Below are 16,547 nucleotides of genomic sequence, written 5' to 3'. Positions count from 1 at the left end.
GTAACTGAAATGGCTGATCTCGCCAAAATCGTTGAAGACCTTTCGAGCCTGACCGTCCTGGAAGCCGCCGAGCTGTCCAAGCTTCTCGAAGAGAAGTGGGGCGTTTCCGCTGCCGCTCCGGTGGCTGTTGCTGCTGCCGGTGGCGCTGCCGCCGGTGCTGCCCCGGCTGAAGAGAAGACCGACTTCACCGTCGTTCTCGCCTCTGCCGGCGACAAGAAGATCGAAGTCATCAAGGAAGTCCGCGCCATCACCGGTCTGGGCCTCAAGGAAGCCAAGGACCTGGTCGAAGGCGCTCCGAAGACCGTGAAGGAAGGCGTGCCGAAGAAGGACGCCGAAGAAATGAAGAAGAAGCTCGAGGCCGCTGGCGCCAAGGTCGAGCTGAAGTAACGCGTTTCGCCGCCGGCATCCGGATCACTCCGGGTGCCGGTGGTGACTTGGTGAACCACAACGGTTTGTTTGAAAGTCCGGAGCGGGTTTTCGAGCAAGCCGTTTGGTGCGTCTCAGGCGCACCGTTGATGAAATTGTTGTGACAGGGAAGACAAGATGGCCGATACCCGTACGACCGCAGCTAGCCGCAAGCGCATCCGCAAAGTGTTTGGCAAGGGCATTGAAGTTGCCGAAATGCCGAACCTCATCGAGGTGCAGCGCGAATCCTACGACCAGTTCCTCCAGGTGAAGGAACCGGCCGGGGGCCGCCTCAACGAGGGCCTGCAGTCGGTGTTCAAGTCGGTGTTTCCGATTTCGGATTTCGCCGGCCAGGCCGTGCTCGAATTCGTCCGCTACGAATTCGAGGCGCCGAAGTTCGACGTCGACGAGTGCCAGCAGCGCGGCATGACCTTCGCGGCACCTCTCAAGGTGACGCTGCGCCTGATCGTGTTCGAAGTCGATCCGGACACCCAGGCCAAGTCGGTCAAGGACATCAAGGAGCAGGACGTCTACATGGGCGACATTCCGCTCATGACCAAGAACGGCACCTTCGTGGTGAACGGCACCGAGCGCGTGATCGTTTCCCAGATGCACCGTTCGCCGGGCGTCTTCTTCGACAACGACAAGGGCAAGAGCCACTCCTCGGGCAAGATCCTGTTCGCCGCCCGCGTCATTCCCTACCGTGGCTCGTGGCTTGACTTCGAGTTCGACGCCAAGGACATCATCCACGCCCGTATCGACCGCCGCCGCAAGCTGCCGGTGACGACGCTGCTCTATGCCCTCGGCATGGCCAGCGAAGAAATCCTGCACACCTTCTACAAGTCGGTGCCCTACACCGCCACGAAGGACGGCTGGAAGACCCCGTTCAACCCCGAGCGCTTCAAGGGCATCAAGCCCGCCGTTGATCTCGTGGACGCCAAGACCGGCCAGGTCGTGGTCGAAGCCGGCAAGAAGATCACGCCGCGCCTTGCCCGCAAGATCGCCGAAGACGGCACCAAGGAACTGCTGCTGCGTGACGAGGACCTTTACGGTCACTATCTCGCCGACGAACTGGTGAACGCCGAAACGGGCGAGATCTACGGCGAAGCCGGCGACGAGCTCACCGAGAAGTCGCTCAATGCGCTGAAGGACCAGGGCTTCAAGACTCTGAACCTGCTCGACATCGACCACATCAACACCGGCGCCTACATCCGCAACACGCTGAAGGCCGACAAGGTGGAAAGCTACGAGCAGGCGCTCGTGGAAATCTACCGCGTCATGCGCCCGGGCGAACCGCCGACCCGCGAAGGTGCGGAAGCCCTGTGGAACGGCCTGTTCTTCGACCAGGAGCGCTATGACCTCTCGGCCGTGGGCCGCGTGAAGATGAACATGCGCCTTGAGCTCGACGTGCCGGACACCATCCGCGTGCTGCGCAAGGAAGACATCCTCGAAGTCATCAAGGTCCTGCACAACCTGCGCGACTCGAAGGGCGACGTGGACGACATCGACCACCTCGGCAACCGCCGTGTGCGCTCGGTGGGCGAGCTCATGGAAAACCAGTACCGCCTCGGCCTCGTCCGCATGGAGCGCGCCATCAAGGAGCGCCTGTCCTCGGTCGATATCGACACGGTGATGCCGCATGACCTGATCAACGCCAAGCCCGCGGCTGCCGCGGTGCGCGAGTTCTTCGGTTCCTCGCAGCTCTCGCAGTTCATGGATCAGACCAACCCGCTCTCGGAAATCACCCACAAGCGCCGTCTCTCGGCCCTTGGCCCGGGCGGTCTGACCCGTGAGCGCGCCGGCTTCGAAGTCCGTGACGTGCACACCACGCACTACGGCCGCATCTGCCCGATCGAAACGCCGGAAGGCCCGAACATCGGCCTGATCAACTCGCTCGCCACCTACGCGCGCGTGAACAAGTACGGCTTCATCGAGACGCCCTACCGCAAGGTGGTGAACGGCAAGGTGACCAACGAGGTGAAGTACCTCTCGGCCATCGAAGAGTTCTAAGTACTACATCGGCCAGGCCAACGTCGCCCTCACCAAGGAAGGCAAGTTCGCCGACGAACTCGTGGTCGTGCGCCATCACGGCGACGTGCTGCAGATGCCGGCTGACCGTGTCGACTTCATCGACGTGTCGCCGAAGCAGATCGTCTCGGTTGCCGCAGCGCTCATCCCGTTCCTCGAGAACGACGACGCCAACCGCGCCCTCATGGGTTCGAACATGCAGCGTCAGGCCGTGCCGCTGGTGCGCTCGTCGGCGCCCTTCGTCGGCACCGGCATGGAAGCCGTCGTGGCGCGTGACTCGGGTGCTGCCATCACTGCGCGCCGCGCCGGTGTGGTGGACCAGGTGGACGCCAAGCGCATCGTCATCCGCGCCACGGAAGAAACCGATCCGTCGAAGCCTGGCGTCGACATCTACACACTGTCGAAGTTCCAGCGCTCGAACCAGTCGACCTGCATCAACCAGCGTCCGCTGGTGCGCGTGGGCGACGTGATCGGGGCAGGGGACATCATCGCCGACGGCCCGTCGACCGAGCTGGGCGATCTCGCCCTCGGCCAGAACGTGCTTGTCGCCTTCATGCCCTGGAACGGCTACAACTTCGAAGATTCGATCCTCCTCTCCGAGCGCATCGTGAAGGACGACGTGTTTACCTCGATCCACATCGAGGAATTCGACGTGATGGCCCGTGACACCAAGCTCGGCCCGGAAGAAATCACCCGCGACATTCCGAACGTCGGTGAAGAATCGCTCCGCAACCTCGACGAAGCGGGCATCGTCTACATCGGCGCCGAAGTGAAGCCGGGCGACATCCTCGTCGGCAAGATCACGCCGAAGGGCGAAAGCCCGATGACGCCGGAAGAAAAGCTGCTCCGCGCCATCTTCGGCGAAAAGGCCTCCGACGTGCGCGACACGTCGCTGCGCCTGCCGCCGGGCGTGTCAGGCACCATCGTCGAAGTGCGCGTCTTCAACCGCCACGGTGTGGACAAGGACGAACGCGCCCTCTCGATCGAGCGCGAAGAGATCGAACGTCTCGCCAAGGACCGCGACGACGAAATGAACATCCTCGACCGCAACTCCTATGGCCGCCTCAAGGACTTCCTGAACGGCAAGGTGGCAACGTCTGGCCCGCGCGGCCACAAGCTCGAGGGCAAGATCTCGACGGCGCAGCTGGACGACATTCCGCGCTCGCAGTGGTGGAACATCGCCCTTGGCAACGACAAGGCCATGGCCGAACTCGAAGCCATGAAGGTGCAGTACGACGAGTCCAAGAAGGCGCTGGAAACGCGCTTCATGGACAAGGTCGAAAAGCTGCAGCGTGGCGACGAACTGCCGCCGGGCGTGATGAAGATGGTCAAGGTCTTCGTCGCCGTGAAGCGCAAGATCCAGCCGGGCGACAAGATGGCCGGCCGCCACGGCAACAAGGGCGTCGTCTCGCGCATCGTTCCGCAGGAAGACATGCCGTACCTGGAAGACGGTACGCCGGTCGACATCGTGCTGAACCCGCTGGGCGTGCCGTCGCGCATGAACGTCGGCCAGATCCTTGAAACCCATCTGGGTTGGGCCTGCGCCGGCATGGGCAAGAAGGTCGGCAAGATGCTGGAAGCCTATCGCGAGAGCGAGAAGGTGAAGCCGCTGCGTGACGGCCTCGTGGAGATCTATGGCAAGAACCAGGAGATCGAAGCGCTCGATGACAGCCAGGTCGTCGAGTACGCCGAGAACGTCAAGAAGGGCGTGCCGATTGCAACGCCGGTGTTCGACGGTGCCCGCGAAGAGGACATCGCCCGGATGCTGACCGATGCAGGTCTCTCCACCTCGGGCCAGATCGACCTCTACGACGGCAAGACCGGCGAGAAGTTCGATCGCAAGGTGACCGTGGGCTACATCTATATGCTGAAGCTCCACCACCTCGTGGACGACAAGATCCACGCCCGCTCGATCGGTCCGTACTCGCTCGTCACCCAGCAGCCGCTGGGCGGCAAGGCGCAGTTCGGCGGACAGCGCTTCGGTGAAATGGAAGTCTGGGCCCTTGAAGCTTACGGTGCAGCCTACACGCTGCAGGAAATGCTCACCGTCAAGTCGGACGACGTGGCAGGCCGCACGAAGGTTTACGAAGCCATCGTGCGCGGCGACGACGCCTTCGAAACGGGCATTCCCGAAAGCTTCAACGTGCTCGTGAAGGAAATGCGGTCGCTCGGCCTCAATGTGGAGCTGCAAAGCTCGCAGGGCGCCAACGCTGCCCCGCCCGCGCAAGCGGCCGAGTAAGCCTTTCAGTCACCCGCGTTCCGAGCAGATTACGTTTTTAAAGGCGGCCCCCGCCGCCAAAGAGGAGAACAGGACACATGAACCAAGAGGTCATGAACGTCTTCAACCCTGCAGTTCCGGTTCAGGTCTTCGACCAGATCCGCATCTCGATTGCGAGCCCGGAAAAGATCCTTTCCTGGTCTTTCGGCGAGATCAAGAAGCCTGAAACGATCAACTACCGCACCTTCAAGCCGGAGCGCGACGGCCTGTTCTGCGCCCGCATCTTCGGCCCGGTGAAGGACTACGAGTGCCTGTGCGGCAAGTACAAGCGCATGAAGTACAAGGGCATCATCTGCGAAAAGTGCGGCGTTGAAGTCACGCTTTCGAAGGTGCGGCGCGAGCGCATGGGCCACATCGAGCTTGCTGCTCCCGTCGCCCACATCTGGTTCCTGAAGTCGGTGCCGAGCCGCATTGCCACGCTGCTCGACATGACGCTCAAGGACGTGGAGCGCATCCTCTACTTCGAAAACTACATCGTGGTTGAGCCCGGTCTCACGCCGCTCAAGCAGAACATGCTGCTGAGCGAGAACGAGTACCTCAAGGCCCAGGAAGACTATGGCGAGGACAGCTTCACTGCCGCGATCGGCGCCGAAGCCATCCGCGACATGCTGATGTCGATCAACCTCGAGCAGCTCAAGGAGCAGCTCCGCGAGGAACTGCGCGTCGCCACCGGCGACCTGAAGCCGAAGAAGATCGCTAAGCGCCTGAAGCTCGTCGAGAACTTCATGGAGTCGGGCAACCGTCCGGAGTGGATGATCCTCACCGTCGTTCCGGTCATTCCGCCGGAACTGCGTCCGCTCGTTCCGCTCGATGGTGGCCGTTTCGCCACCTCGGACCTGAACGACCTCTATCGCCGCGTCATCAACCGCAACAACCGCCTGAAGCGACTGATGGAGCTGAAGGCGCCGGACATCATCGTGCGCAACGAAAAGCGCATGCTGCAGGAAGCCGTTGACGCGCTGTTCGACAACGGCCGCCGCGGCCGTGTCATCACCGGCGCCAACAAGCGTCCGCTGAAGTCGCTCTCCGACATGCTCAAGGGCAAGCAGGGCCGCTTCCGCCAGAACCTGCTCGGCAAGCGCGTCGACTACTCCGGCCGTTCGGTGATCGTCGTCGGTCCCGAAATGAAGCTGCATCAGTGCGGCCTGCCGAAGAAGATGGCGCTCGAGCTGTTCAAGCCCTTCATCTACTCGCGTCTGGAGGCCAAGGGCCTTTCGACCACGGTGAAGCAGGCCAAGAAGCTGGTGGAGAAGGAAAAGCCGGAAGTCTGGGATATCCTCGACGAGGTCATCCGCGAACATCCGGTGCTGCTCAACCGCGCGCCCACGCTGCACCGTCTCGGCATCCAGGCCTTCGAGCCCGTGCTGATCGAAGGCAAGGCGATCCAGCTTCACCCGCTGGTCTGCACCGCCTTCAACGCCGACTTCGACGGCGACCAGATGGCCGTTCACGTGCCGCTGTCGCTTGAAGCCCAGCTTGAAGCCCGCGTGCTGATGATGGCGACCAACAACGTTCTCCATCCGGCGAACGGCCAGCCGATCATCGTGCCGTCGCAGGACATCGTTCTTGGTCTCTACTATCTGTCGATCAGCCACAACAACGAGCCGGGCGAGGGCAAGACCTTCGCGTCGCTCTCGGAAGTGGAACACGCGCTGGCGAACGGCGTGGTGACGCTCCATGCCAAGATCAAGGCCCGCGTCAAGGACACGGCTGCCGATGGCAAGGTGCGCAACCGCATCGTGGAAACCACGCCGGGCCGCCTGCGCATCGGCGAGCTTCTGCCGCTTTCGCAGAACATCACCTATGACCTCTGCAACAAGCTGATGACCAAGCGCGAGATCTCCAAGATGATCGACGCGGTCTATCGCCACTGTGGCCAGAAGGAAGCGGTGATCTTCTGCGACCGCATCATGGCGCTCGGTTTCTACAACGCCTACAAGGCCGGCATTTCCTTCGGCAAGGATGACATGGTCATCCCGAAGAAGAAGGAGCAGCTCGTTGCCCAGACGCGCGAAAGCGCCAAGGAGTTCGAGCAGCAGTACATCGACGGCCTGATCACCCAGGGCGAAAAGTACAACAAGGTCGTGGACGCCTGGGCCAAGTGCTCCGACGCCGTGGCCGAAGCCATGATGGCCGAGATCAGCGCCGTCAAGGTCGACGACGCCACCAAGCGCGAGAAGCCCATCAACTCGATCTACATGATGAGCCACTCGGGTGCCCGTGGTTCGCCCACCCAGATGCGTCAGCTCGCCGCCATGCGCGGCCTGATGACCAAGCCGTCGGGCGAGATCATCGAAACGCCGATCATCTCGAACTTCAAGGAAGGCCTCTCGGTTCTCGAGTACTTCAACTCCACCCACGGCGCCCGCAAGGGTCTGGCCGACACCGCCCTGAAGACGGCGAACTCCGGCTATCTCACCCGCCGTCTGGTGGACGTGGCCCAGGACGCCATCATCTCGGAAGAAGATTGCGGGACGCAGCACTACATCACCACGCGTCCGATCATCGACGCCGGTGAAATCATCGTGTCGCTCGGCACCCGCATCCTCGGCCGTACCGCGGCCCAGGACATCACTGACCCGACCTCCGGCGACGTCCTCGTGGCGGCCGGCATCGAGATCAGCGAAGCCGACGTGGAGAAGATCGAGAAGGCCGGCATTCCGGAAGTGCGCATCCGTTCGGTGCTCACCTGCGAAACCAAGTTCGGCGTCTGCGGCAAGTGCTATGGCCGCGACCTCGCACGTGGCACGCCTGTGAACATGGGCGAAGCCGTGGGCGTCATCGCCGCCCAGTCGATCGGTGAACCCGGCACGCAGCTCACCATGCGTACCTTCCACATCGGTGGCGCTGCCCAGGTGCTCGACGACTCCTACGTCGAAGCCAACGTTGACGGCACGGTTGAAATCCGCAACCGCGCCATCGCCAAGGACTCGAGCGGCAAGCTCGTGGTCATGGGCCGCAACGTCGCCATCATCATCAAGGACGCCAAGGGCAACGAACGCGCCACCCACAAGGTGGGCTACGGTTCGCGCCTCTTCGTCGACCAGGGTGACACGGTGAAGCGCGGCCAGCGCATTGCCGAGTGGGATGCCTATACCCGTCCGATCCTCACCGAGGTGGATGGTATCGTGGCCTTCGAAGACGTCGTTGACGGTGTGTCCGTGAACGAAGTGGTCGACGAAGCGACAGGCATCACCAACCGCGTGATCATCGACTGGCGCTCCAACCAGCGCGGCTCGTCGCTGAAGCCCGCCATCGTCATCAAGGACGAAAAGGGCGAAGTGAAGAAGCTGGCGCGTGGCGGCGAAGCCCGTTACCTGCTCTCGGTCGACGCCATTCTCTCGGTCGATCCGGGCTCCAAGGTGGGTGCCGGCGACGGCCTTGCGCGTAATCCGCTGGAAAGCGCCAAGACCCGCGACATCACCGGCGGTCTGCCGCGTGTGGCCGAACTGTTCGAAGCGCGCCGTCCGAAGGACGCCGCCGTCATCGCCGAAATCTCGGGCAAGATCGAGTTCGGCCGCGACTACAAGAACAAGCGCCGCATCCGCATCGTTCCGCAGGAGGAAGGCCGCGATCCGGTCGAATACCTGATCCCGAAGGGCAAGCACCTTCCGGTCCAGGAAGGCGACTTCATCGAGAAGGGCGAGTACATCATGGACGGCAATCCTGCCCCCCATGACATCTTGGCGATCAAGGGCGTGGAGGAGCTTGCCTCCTACCTCGTCAATGAAATCCAGGAAGTGTACCGCCTGCAGGGCGTGAGCATCAACGACAAGCACATCGAAGTGATTGTCCGCCAGATGCTGCAGAAGGTCGAGATCACCGACGCCGGCGAATCCACCATGCTGGTGGGCGAGCAGGTGGACCGCGAGGAACTCGATCACGAGAACGCCAAGCTGGAAGCCGAAGGCCGCCGTCCGGCCTCGGGCCAGCCGGTGCTGCTCGGCATCACCAAGGCCTCGCTGCAGACGCGTTCCTTCATCTCGGCCGCCTCGTTCCAGGAAACGACCCGCGTTCTCACCGATGCTTCGGTGCAGGGCAAGATCGACACCCTGGACGGCCTCAAGGAAAACGTCATCGTTGGCCGTCTCATCCCGGCCGGTACGGGTGGCATGCTCTCGCGTCTCCGCCAGGTGGCGGACAAGCGCGACAAGCTCATCCTCGAGGAGCAGACCAAGACGCAGCTTCCGCCTGCTGCTGCGGAATAAGCTCCGCACACAGACAAAAGCAGAAAGGCCCGGAGCGATCCGGGCCTTTTTCCTTTCAGAGCGCCGCCACTGCCTTGGCAATGATGAGAAGTGCCAGCACCGCAAGCAGCGCCAGGATGGCGCGGCGGAACTTCGCTTCATCGGTTTTGCGGAAGGCGTGGCCGCCCACCCAGATGCCGGCGATCAGGGCGGGGAGATAGAGCGCGGCGCGCACCAGCGTCTCCCTGCCCACCAGATCAGCCATGCCCGACATGAAGCCAAGCCCGATTACGTCGAGGGCGAGGAAGAACATGACGAGCGAAGCCCGGCCTGCGGCAGCACCCGCAGGCGAGGCGAAATAGAACAGGATCACCGGCGGCCCGCCGATCCCGAAGGCGCCGTTGGCGATCCCTGCGGCAAGCCCGGCGGACACTGTCATGGCCGGACCAGGCATGCCGCGGAAGCTGTATCCCGCCGCCATCAGCGAGACGGAGAGCAGGACGAAGAGACCCAGCGCAATCTGCAGGGGCGGGGCAGGGAGCGTACTCAGGAACCAGACGCCCACTGGGGTGCCGATCAAAGCGCCGGCCAATAGCGGCGCCATGGAGCGCCAGTGGATGTGCCGCCACACCGATGGGAGCAGGTGCAGGCTCGCCACGATCTCCATCAGGAAGATGGGCGGAAAGATCTGCTGCGGCGGATAGAGCAGCGACAGCGCCGAAATGGCGAGCAGCGAGAAACCGAATCCGGAAAAGCCGCGGACGATTGCCGCCAGAAAGACGATGAGAAGCGAGAGCGCCAGGCTCGCGTCGAATGCCGTGTCCATGGCCGGACCATAGGCGGAGGACGGTGCGTGCGCGGTGTTCCACCCAGGCTACAAAGCTGGCTCCAGAAATGAAAAGGCCCGGATCGAAATCCGGGCCCCCCCGCGCAGCAATCCCGCGACCGCAATCGGACGCGCAAAGAAGGTGCACAGTCACTTTGACGATGAAGCAACGTCAGCTACGCAATTCTTGGTGATTGCCCGCCCGTTGCCATTTTCCCTGCTGGTGATCCCCCGCTCGGGAGTTAGTGGACGACGCTCAGGACGTGGGCACTGTCGGGTTCGATCAGGCCGATCATGGCACCCGTCGCGTCGGTGACAACGGCAAGCTTGCCCACACCCGGCACGGCTACGGGAGGACGCATTACCTCACCTCCGGACGTGCTGGTTGCGGCCTCAGCGGCATCGATGTCTTCGACCGAAAGGTAGGTCATCCAATGCGAGGGAATGCCCTCGTATTCTGGTGCAGTGAGTTCGAACACGCCGCCCACGGGCTTTCCGTCCTTGCGGGCAATCCAGTAGCCGGAACCGTCAGGCAGGCTCGTCGGCTCGAACTCCCAACCCAGGGTACGTCCATAGAAGGCGAGTGCAGCTTCCGGTTCCCAGGTGTTCAGCTCGTGCCACCAATGGCGTTGCGGCATGGTCATCTTTGTTATCTCCCTCGCTTAGAAAACGCTGATTCATGTCGCCGTGAGGGTTAAGGTGTCCGGGACGTTTGGCGGGAGAAGGGCTGGATTGTGGCAGAGTGCAGCCGTGGATTGCCACAATTGCAACCGCTAACGGCAGGTTAACCGCGACCCCCTATGATATTTCCTCCAAGAGTCAGTGTGTTGGGGTTGCGTATGTCCCGGAATGAAATCAGGCTGGATCAGATCCAGCAGCGCCTCGCCGGTTCGGGCCGCCCCCGCCAGACCCAGTACGACGAATATGGTTACCCCATCCCGGAACGCCCCCAGCAGGATTTTCCGGACTCTTCCGACAGCGGCACCACTATCAATGCGGCCTTCGTGGCAACGATCATCGCCGCCAGCATCACCGCTGGCATGGGCACCTTCTATTTCATGGATAACGGCCTGCCGTCCTTCAACCTGAGTCTTGGTGGTCTCGGTTCATCGAACGCGGAAGTGGCCTCGGGCTCGGTGCTTGATCCCGTCTGCGGCAAGAACTGGCAGGCAGATGTTCCGAACACGGATCAAATGTACTGCTACCTCACGCGCCAGGTCTACAGGCTCTGCGATAAGGATGAACACACGGCGCTGCTTGCCACCATCAAGCGCTACGACAAGGACTACAAAGTCTGGCACCGCCAGTTCATGGGCGCCACCTTCAAGTCGATCGGCAAGATCCAGACGCAGGGCATGCAGCTTGGCCTTGAAGCGGCAAAGCTGGACCACATGAAGGACGGCGACAAGGGACAGGACGAGCAGTTCAAGAAGGTGCTCGACATCTCCGGTGACATCATGCGTCCGACCAACGACATCCTTGCCCAGCGGGTGAACAAGATTCCGGAATACGAACTCGAGAACGCCGCCTACACCCTCGTCAAGGGCGGCTACATCGAGGCCAGGGACTTCAAGGGCTCCAAGCCCGATTTCATCGCCACGGCTCTGAAGCGGGCAGGGAAGGTGAAGACAGCATGCCCAAACCGGGAGGGCTGACATGACCTTCGGGCAGGGGCGGATCATCTTCAGCGTCATCAGCTTTGCCCTGTTCGGCACCTTCTATTTGCCCAGCGGCTGGACTGTGGCGATGCCCACGTGGGGTGAGCCACCCACCTCGATCCTCTCATCCAAGTGCGAGCGCCTGTGGCTGGACGAGGCCCGGAACGATTCTGCCCTTGAGTGCTATCTGACCTCCCAGCCCTCGCGCCTGTGCCGGGAAGGCGAGAAGGCCCATCTGCTCTGGTTCATGAAGCGCTATCAGGTGGCCCGCACCCAGTTCGACGCCAAGCTCTGGAAGGCGGTGACGGCCGTTGGCCTCGGCATGGCCAATCCGCCCGAGCCCGGTGCGGATGGTAAACGGGATGGCGTAGCCGCCCACTTCAACAAACTCTCCGCCGCCCAAGCGGCCCGCCTGAAGGCGGACGAGGCCTTTGTCCGGGCCATGAAGATGCCGACCCGGACGGACGCCGACCTCTCGGCCATGGTTCGCCGTCTGGCCGAGAAGGGCTATGTCACGGCCGATGACTTCGGCTGGGGCAGCCCGGACTGGGTGAGCGAGGCCTTCGAGGGCACCCTGAAGGTGAACGCCGCCTGTCCGAAACCCGAGGCCTGAGAGGGTCCGGACCGCTCATCCGATTCCGCAATGCAACAGGGCAGAGTTGTGACGCGCCCCGCCGGCCTTGCCATCTTCCCTCTTTCAAGCCATTGAAAGGCGGGTTTTTTCGCTGTCAAGAGAAGGCGGTGGAAAAGTGTTGACGACACCGCAGCCAATCAGTACAAGCGCGCCAACTTCCGAGACTGCAGGCCGTCGGAGCTTCGCGCTCACGAAACGCTGACACGGAAGGAAAGAAAAGACATTCAAGAACAAGCCCTCCAGACCAGGCCGGTTTGCAGGGCCTCTGGTTTTGAGCACTGGAAAGTCCCCGGACCGGACATTCCACGTGCTTTTTGTCGTGTTTGAAACCCGGTTCGAAGAATTTTGCCAAGGTAGAGACAAGGCACGATGCCGACGATCAACCAGTTGCTGCGCAAAGCCCGCACGAAGCCCACCTATCGCAACAAGGTGCCGGCGATGCAGGCATGCCCCCAGAAGCGTGGTGTTTGCACCCGCGTCTACACGACGACCCCCAAGAAGCCGAACTCGGCCCTCCGCAAGGTGGCCAAGGTTCGCCTCACCAACGGCTTCGAAGTGGTGAGCTACATTCCGGGCGAAGGCCACAACCTGCAGGAACACTCTGTCGTCATGATCCGTGGCGGCCGTGTGAAGGACCTGCCGGGCGTTCGCTATCACATCATCCGCGGCGTGCTCGATACCCAGGGCCTGCCGAAGCGTCGTCAGCGCCGTTCCAAGTATGGCGCGAAGCGTCCGAAGTAAGAGAGGTCAGCAATGTCCCGTCGCCATCGCGCAGAAAAGCGTCTGATCAACCCGGATCCGAAGTTCGGTGATCTCGTCGTCTCCAAGTTCATGAACAACCTCATGGAGCAGGGCAAGAAGTCGGTCGCCGAAACCATCGTTTACGGCGCCCTTGAAGCCATCCAGGCCAAGGCCAAGTCCGATCCGGTGCAGATGTTCCACCAAGCCCTCGACAACGTCGCTCCGGCGATCGAAGTGCGCTCGCGCCGTGTGGGTGGTGCCACCTACCAGGTGCCGGTCGAAGTCCGCGCCGAGCGCCGCCAGGCTCTCGCCATCCGCTGGATCATCACCGCTGCCCGCAACCGCAACGAAAAGACCATGGTCGAACGTCTGTCGGGCGAGCTGCTCGATGCCGCCAACAACCGTGGCACCGCTGTGAAGAAGCGCGAAGACACCCACAAGATGGCCGAAGCCAACCGCGCCTTCAGCCACTACCGCTGGTAACCGGAAGAAATCATCATGGCCCGCAACCACGCCCTCGAAGACTATCGCAACTTCGGCATCATGGCCCACATCGATGCCGGCAAGACGACCACGACCGAGCGCATTCTCTACTACACCGGCAAGAGCCACAAGATCGGCGAAGTGCACGACGGCGCTGCCACCATGGACTTCATGGAGCAGGAGCAGGAGCGCGGCATCACCATCACGTCGGCTGCCACCACTGCCATCTGGCAGGGCAAGCGCATGAACATCATCGACACGCCCGGACACGTGGACTTCACCATTGAAGTCGAGCGTTCGCTCCGCGTGCTCGACGGCGCTGTCTGCGTGCTCGACTCGAACCAGGGCGTCGAACCCCAGACCGAAACGGTCTGGCGCCAGGGCGACAAGTACGGCGTGCCGCGCATCGTTTTCTGCAACAAGATGGACAAGACCGGCGCTTCTTTCGAGCAGTGCATCAAGGACATCAAGGAACGCCTCGGCGCCAAGCCGGTTCCGATCCAGCTGCCGATCGGCGCTGAAACCAGCTTCAAGGGCATCATCGACCTGGTTCGCATGAAGGCCGTCGTCTGGGAAGACGAGCAGCTCGGCGCCAAGTATCACGACGAAGAGATCCCGGCCGACCTCAAGGACGCCGCCGAACTCGCCCGCGCCGAAATGGTCGAAGCCTGCGCCGAACTCGACGATCAGGCCATGGACGACTACCTGAACGGCAAGGAACTCACCAACGAGACCATCAAGAAGCTGCTGCGCAAGGCTGTCATCACCGGCGCCTTCTTCCCGGTTCTCTGTGGCTCGGCCTTCAAGAACAAGGGCGTGCAGCCGCTGCTCGACGCCGTCGTCGACTATCTGCCGTCGCCGCTCGACCGTCCGGCCATCAAGGGCATTGATCCCAAGGATGACAGCGAAGTCGTGCGCAAGTCTTCGGACAGCGAGCCGCTCTCTCTGCTCGCCTTCAAGCTCATGGACGACCAGTACGGCGTGCTCACCTTCTGCCGCATCTACTCGGGCGTTCTGACCAAGGGCGTGTCGCTGCTGAACTCGACCCGCAACAAGCAGGAGCGTGTCGGCCGCATGGTTCTCATGCACGCCAACAACCGCGAGGAAATCGCCGAGGCTCACGCCGGCGACATCGTGGCTCTCGTCGGCCTCAAGGACACCCGCACCGGCGACACGCTGTGCGATCCTGCCAAGCCGGTGATCCTGGAAAAGATGGAATTCCCTGATCCGGTCATCGAAATGAAGGTTGAGCCCAAGACCAAGGCCGACCAGGAAAAGATGGCGGTGGCGCTCTACAAGCTCGCTGCCGAGGATCCGTCCTTCCGCGTTTCGACCGACTCTGAATCGGGCGAAACCATCATCAAGGGCATGGGCGAACTTCACCTCGACATCAAGGTCGACATCCTCAAGCGCACCCACAAGGTGGAAGTCGCCGTGGGCGCCCCGCAGGTTGCCTATCGCGAAACCATCACGCGCTCGACCCGCATCGACTACACCCACAAGAAGCAGACCGGTGGTACGGGCCAGTTCGCCCGCGTCATCCTCGAAGTCGAACCGAACGAGAAGGGCAAGGGCAACGCCTTTGAATCCAAGATCGTCGGCGGCTCGGTGCCGAAGGAATACATCCCCGGCGTTGAAAAGGGTCTGAACTCGGTGCTCACCTCGGGCCCGCTCATCGGCTTCCCGGTGGTTGACCTCAAGGTTGCGCTGGTTGACGGCGCCTTCCACGAAGTCAACTCGTCGGCCATCGCCTTCGAAATCGCGACCCGTGCCGCCATGCGCGAAGCCTTCGAAAAGGCCAGCCCGCAGCTGCTCGAGCCGATGATGAAGGTCGAAGTGACCTCGCCGGAAGAGTTCGTCGGTTCCGTGATCGGTGACCTGAACTCCCGCCGTGGCCAGATTGTCGGCACCTCGATGCGCGGCAACGCCAACATCATCAACGCGCTCGTGCCGCTCGCCAACATGTTCGGCTACATCAACAACCTGCGCTCCATGAGCCAGGGCCGCGCGTCCTACACGATGCAGTTCGACCACTACGCACCGGTTCCCGGCGCCGTGGCCGAAGAAGTCAAAAAGAAATACGCCTAATTCAGTTTTGAGAACGGAGAACTCCGATGGCCAAAGAGAAATTCAACCGCGACAAGCCGCACTGCAACATTGGCACGATTGGTCACGTTGACCATGGCAAGACGTCCTTGACGGCAGCGATCACCAAGGTTCTTGCCGAGACGGGTGGCGCCACCTTCATGGCCTACGACCAGATCGACAAGGCTCCGGAAGAGAAGGCGCGCGGCATCACCATCAACACGGCGCACGTGGAATACCAGACGCAGAAGCGTCACTACGCGCACGTTGATTGCCCCGGCCACGCCGACTACGTGAAGAACATGATCACCGGTGCCGCCCAGATGGACGGCGCGATCCTGGTCGTGTCGGCTGCCGACGGCCCGATGCCGCAGACCCGCGAGCACATCCTGCTTGCCCGTCAGGTCGGCGTTCCGGCTCTGGTGGTGTTCATGAACAAGGTCGACATGGTCGACGATCCGGAGCTTCTGGACCTGGTGGAAATGGAAGTGCGCGAGCTTCTCTCGTCGTACCAGTTCCCGGGCGACAAGATCCCGATCATCAAGGGTTCGGCGCTGTGCGCGCTTGAAAACAAGAACCCCGAGCTTGGCCGTGACGCGATCCTGAAGCTGATGGCTGCCGTTGACGAATACATTCCGCAGCCGGAGCGTCCGAAGGACCAGCCGTTCCTGATGCCGATCGAAGACGTGTTCTCGATCTCGGGCCGTGGCACGGTCGTGACCGGCCGCGTCGAGCGTGGCATCGTGAAGGTTGGCGAGGAAGTCGAGATCGTCGGCATCCGCGACACGCAGAAGTCGACGGTGACGGGCGTTGAAATGTTCCGCAAGCTGCTCGACTCGGGTGAAGCGGGCGACAACATCGGCGCGCTTCTCCGCGGCATCGACAAGGACGCGGTTGAGCGCGGCCAGGTGCTGTGCAAGCCCGGCTCCGTGAAGCCGCACAAGAAGTTCAAGGCGGAAGCCTACATCCTGACGAAGGAAGAGGGTGGCCGTCACACGCCGTTCTTTGCCAACTACCGTCCGCAGTTCTACTTCCGCACGACCGACGTGACGGGTGTTGTGACGCTGCCGGCTGGCACGGAAATGGTGATGCCTGGCGACAACATCTCGTTCGACGTCGAACTGATCACGCCGATCGCCATGGAAGAGAAGCTCCGCTTCGCCATCCGTGAAGGCGGCCGCACCGTCGGCGCCGGCGTCGTCGCCAAGATCACTGAGTAAGG

The 16,547-nt window shown here is 62.2% G+C and carries 10 protein-coding genes and 1 pseudogene; 9 read left to right on the top strand and 2 right to left on the bottom strand.

The genetic code is table 11. The annotated features are described in order from the left end of the window. Positions 1–9 precede the first annotated feature (9 nt). From rplL to rpoC, 3 genes and pseudogenes are all read left to right on the top strand, one after another. Positions 10–387 carry a 50S ribosomal protein L7/L12 gene (rplL, locus tag QM801_RS08950; protein ID WP_415018865.1) on the top strand — a complete coding sequence of 126 codons (378 nt, stop codon included), beginning with the start codon at positions 10–12 and terminating at the stop codon, positions 385–387. Between the two features lie 156 nt (positions 388–543). Continuing rightward, positions 544–4,672, top strand: a pseudogene (rpoB, locus tag QM801_RS08945) (DNA-directed RNA polymerase subunit beta). A 77-nt stretch (positions 4,673–4,749) separates the two neighbouring features. Beyond that, positions 4,750–8,919: a DNA-directed RNA polymerase subunit beta' gene (rpoC, locus tag QM801_RS08940; RefSeq protein WP_415018864.1), complete on the top strand. Its 4,170-nt coding sequence runs from the start codon at positions 4,750–4,752 to the stop codon at positions 8,917–8,919. 55 nt (positions 8,920–8,974) lie between these two features. On the opposite strand, the gene QM801_RS08935 is transcribed toward rpoC, so the two are convergent. Continuing rightward, positions 8,975–9,724 (bottom strand): sulfite exporter TauE/SafE family protein, encoded by a 750-nt coding sequence (locus QM801_RS08935; RefSeq protein ID WP_415018863.1) that lies wholly within the window; start codon positions 9,722–9,724, stop codon positions 8,975–8,977. 242 nt (positions 9,725–9,966) lie between these two features. Next, positions 9,967–10,368: a VOC family protein gene (locus tag QM801_RS08930; protein WP_415018862.1), complete on the bottom strand. Its 402-nt coding sequence runs from the start codon at positions 10,366–10,368 to the stop codon at positions 9,967–9,969. 195 nt (positions 10,369–10,563) lie between these two features. Between QM801_RS08930 and QM801_RS08925 the strand changes: the two genes are divergently transcribed. From QM801_RS08925 to tuf, 6 genes are all read left to right on the top strand, one after another. Further along, positions 10,564–11,379, top strand: coding sequence for a hypothetical protein (locus QM801_RS08925; protein WP_415018861.1), 816 nt, complete (start codon positions 10,564–10,566; stop codon positions 11,377–11,379). 1 nt (position 11,380) lies between these two features. Then, positions 11,381–11,995, top strand: coding sequence for a hypothetical protein (locus tag QM801_RS08920; protein ID WP_415018860.1), 615 nt, complete (start codon positions 11,381–11,383; stop codon positions 11,993–11,995). A 390-nt stretch (positions 11,996–12,385) separates the two neighbouring features. Next, positions 12,386–12,757 (top strand): 30S ribosomal protein S12, encoded by a 372-nt coding sequence (gene rpsL, locus QM801_RS08915; protein WP_415018859.1) that lies wholly within the window; start codon positions 12,386–12,388, stop codon positions 12,755–12,757. A 12-nt stretch (positions 12,758–12,769) separates the two neighbouring features. Further along, the gene (gene rpsG / locus QM801_RS08910; protein ID WP_415018858.1) at positions 12,770–13,240 is read left to right on the top strand and encodes a 30S ribosomal protein S7; all 471 of its coding nucleotides are present in this window, start codon (positions 12,770–12,772) and stop codon (positions 13,238–13,240) included. Between the two features lie 15 nt (positions 13,241–13,255). Continuing rightward, positions 13,256–15,328: an elongation factor G gene (gene fusA, locus QM801_RS08905; RefSeq protein WP_415018857.1), complete on the top strand. Its 2,073-nt coding sequence runs from the start codon at positions 13,256–13,258 to the stop codon at positions 15,326–15,328. A 26-nt stretch (positions 15,329–15,354) separates the two neighbouring features. Continuing rightward, positions 15,355–16,545 carry an elongation factor Tu gene (gene tuf, locus QM801_RS08900; protein WP_415018856.1) on the top strand — a complete coding sequence of 397 codons (1,191 nt, stop codon included), beginning with the start codon at positions 15,355–15,357 and terminating at the stop codon, positions 16,543–16,545. Positions 16,546–16,547 lie beyond the last annotated feature (2 nt).

The organism is Aestuariivirga sp. (genome assembly GCF_047600585.1).
Taxonomy (GTDB): domain Bacteria; phylum Pseudomonadota; class Alphaproteobacteria; order Rhizobiales; family Aestuariivirgaceae; genus Aestuariivirga.
The sequence above is the reverse complement of the archived record's forward strand: the minus strand, read 5'-3'. Positions and strand labels throughout refer to the sequence as shown.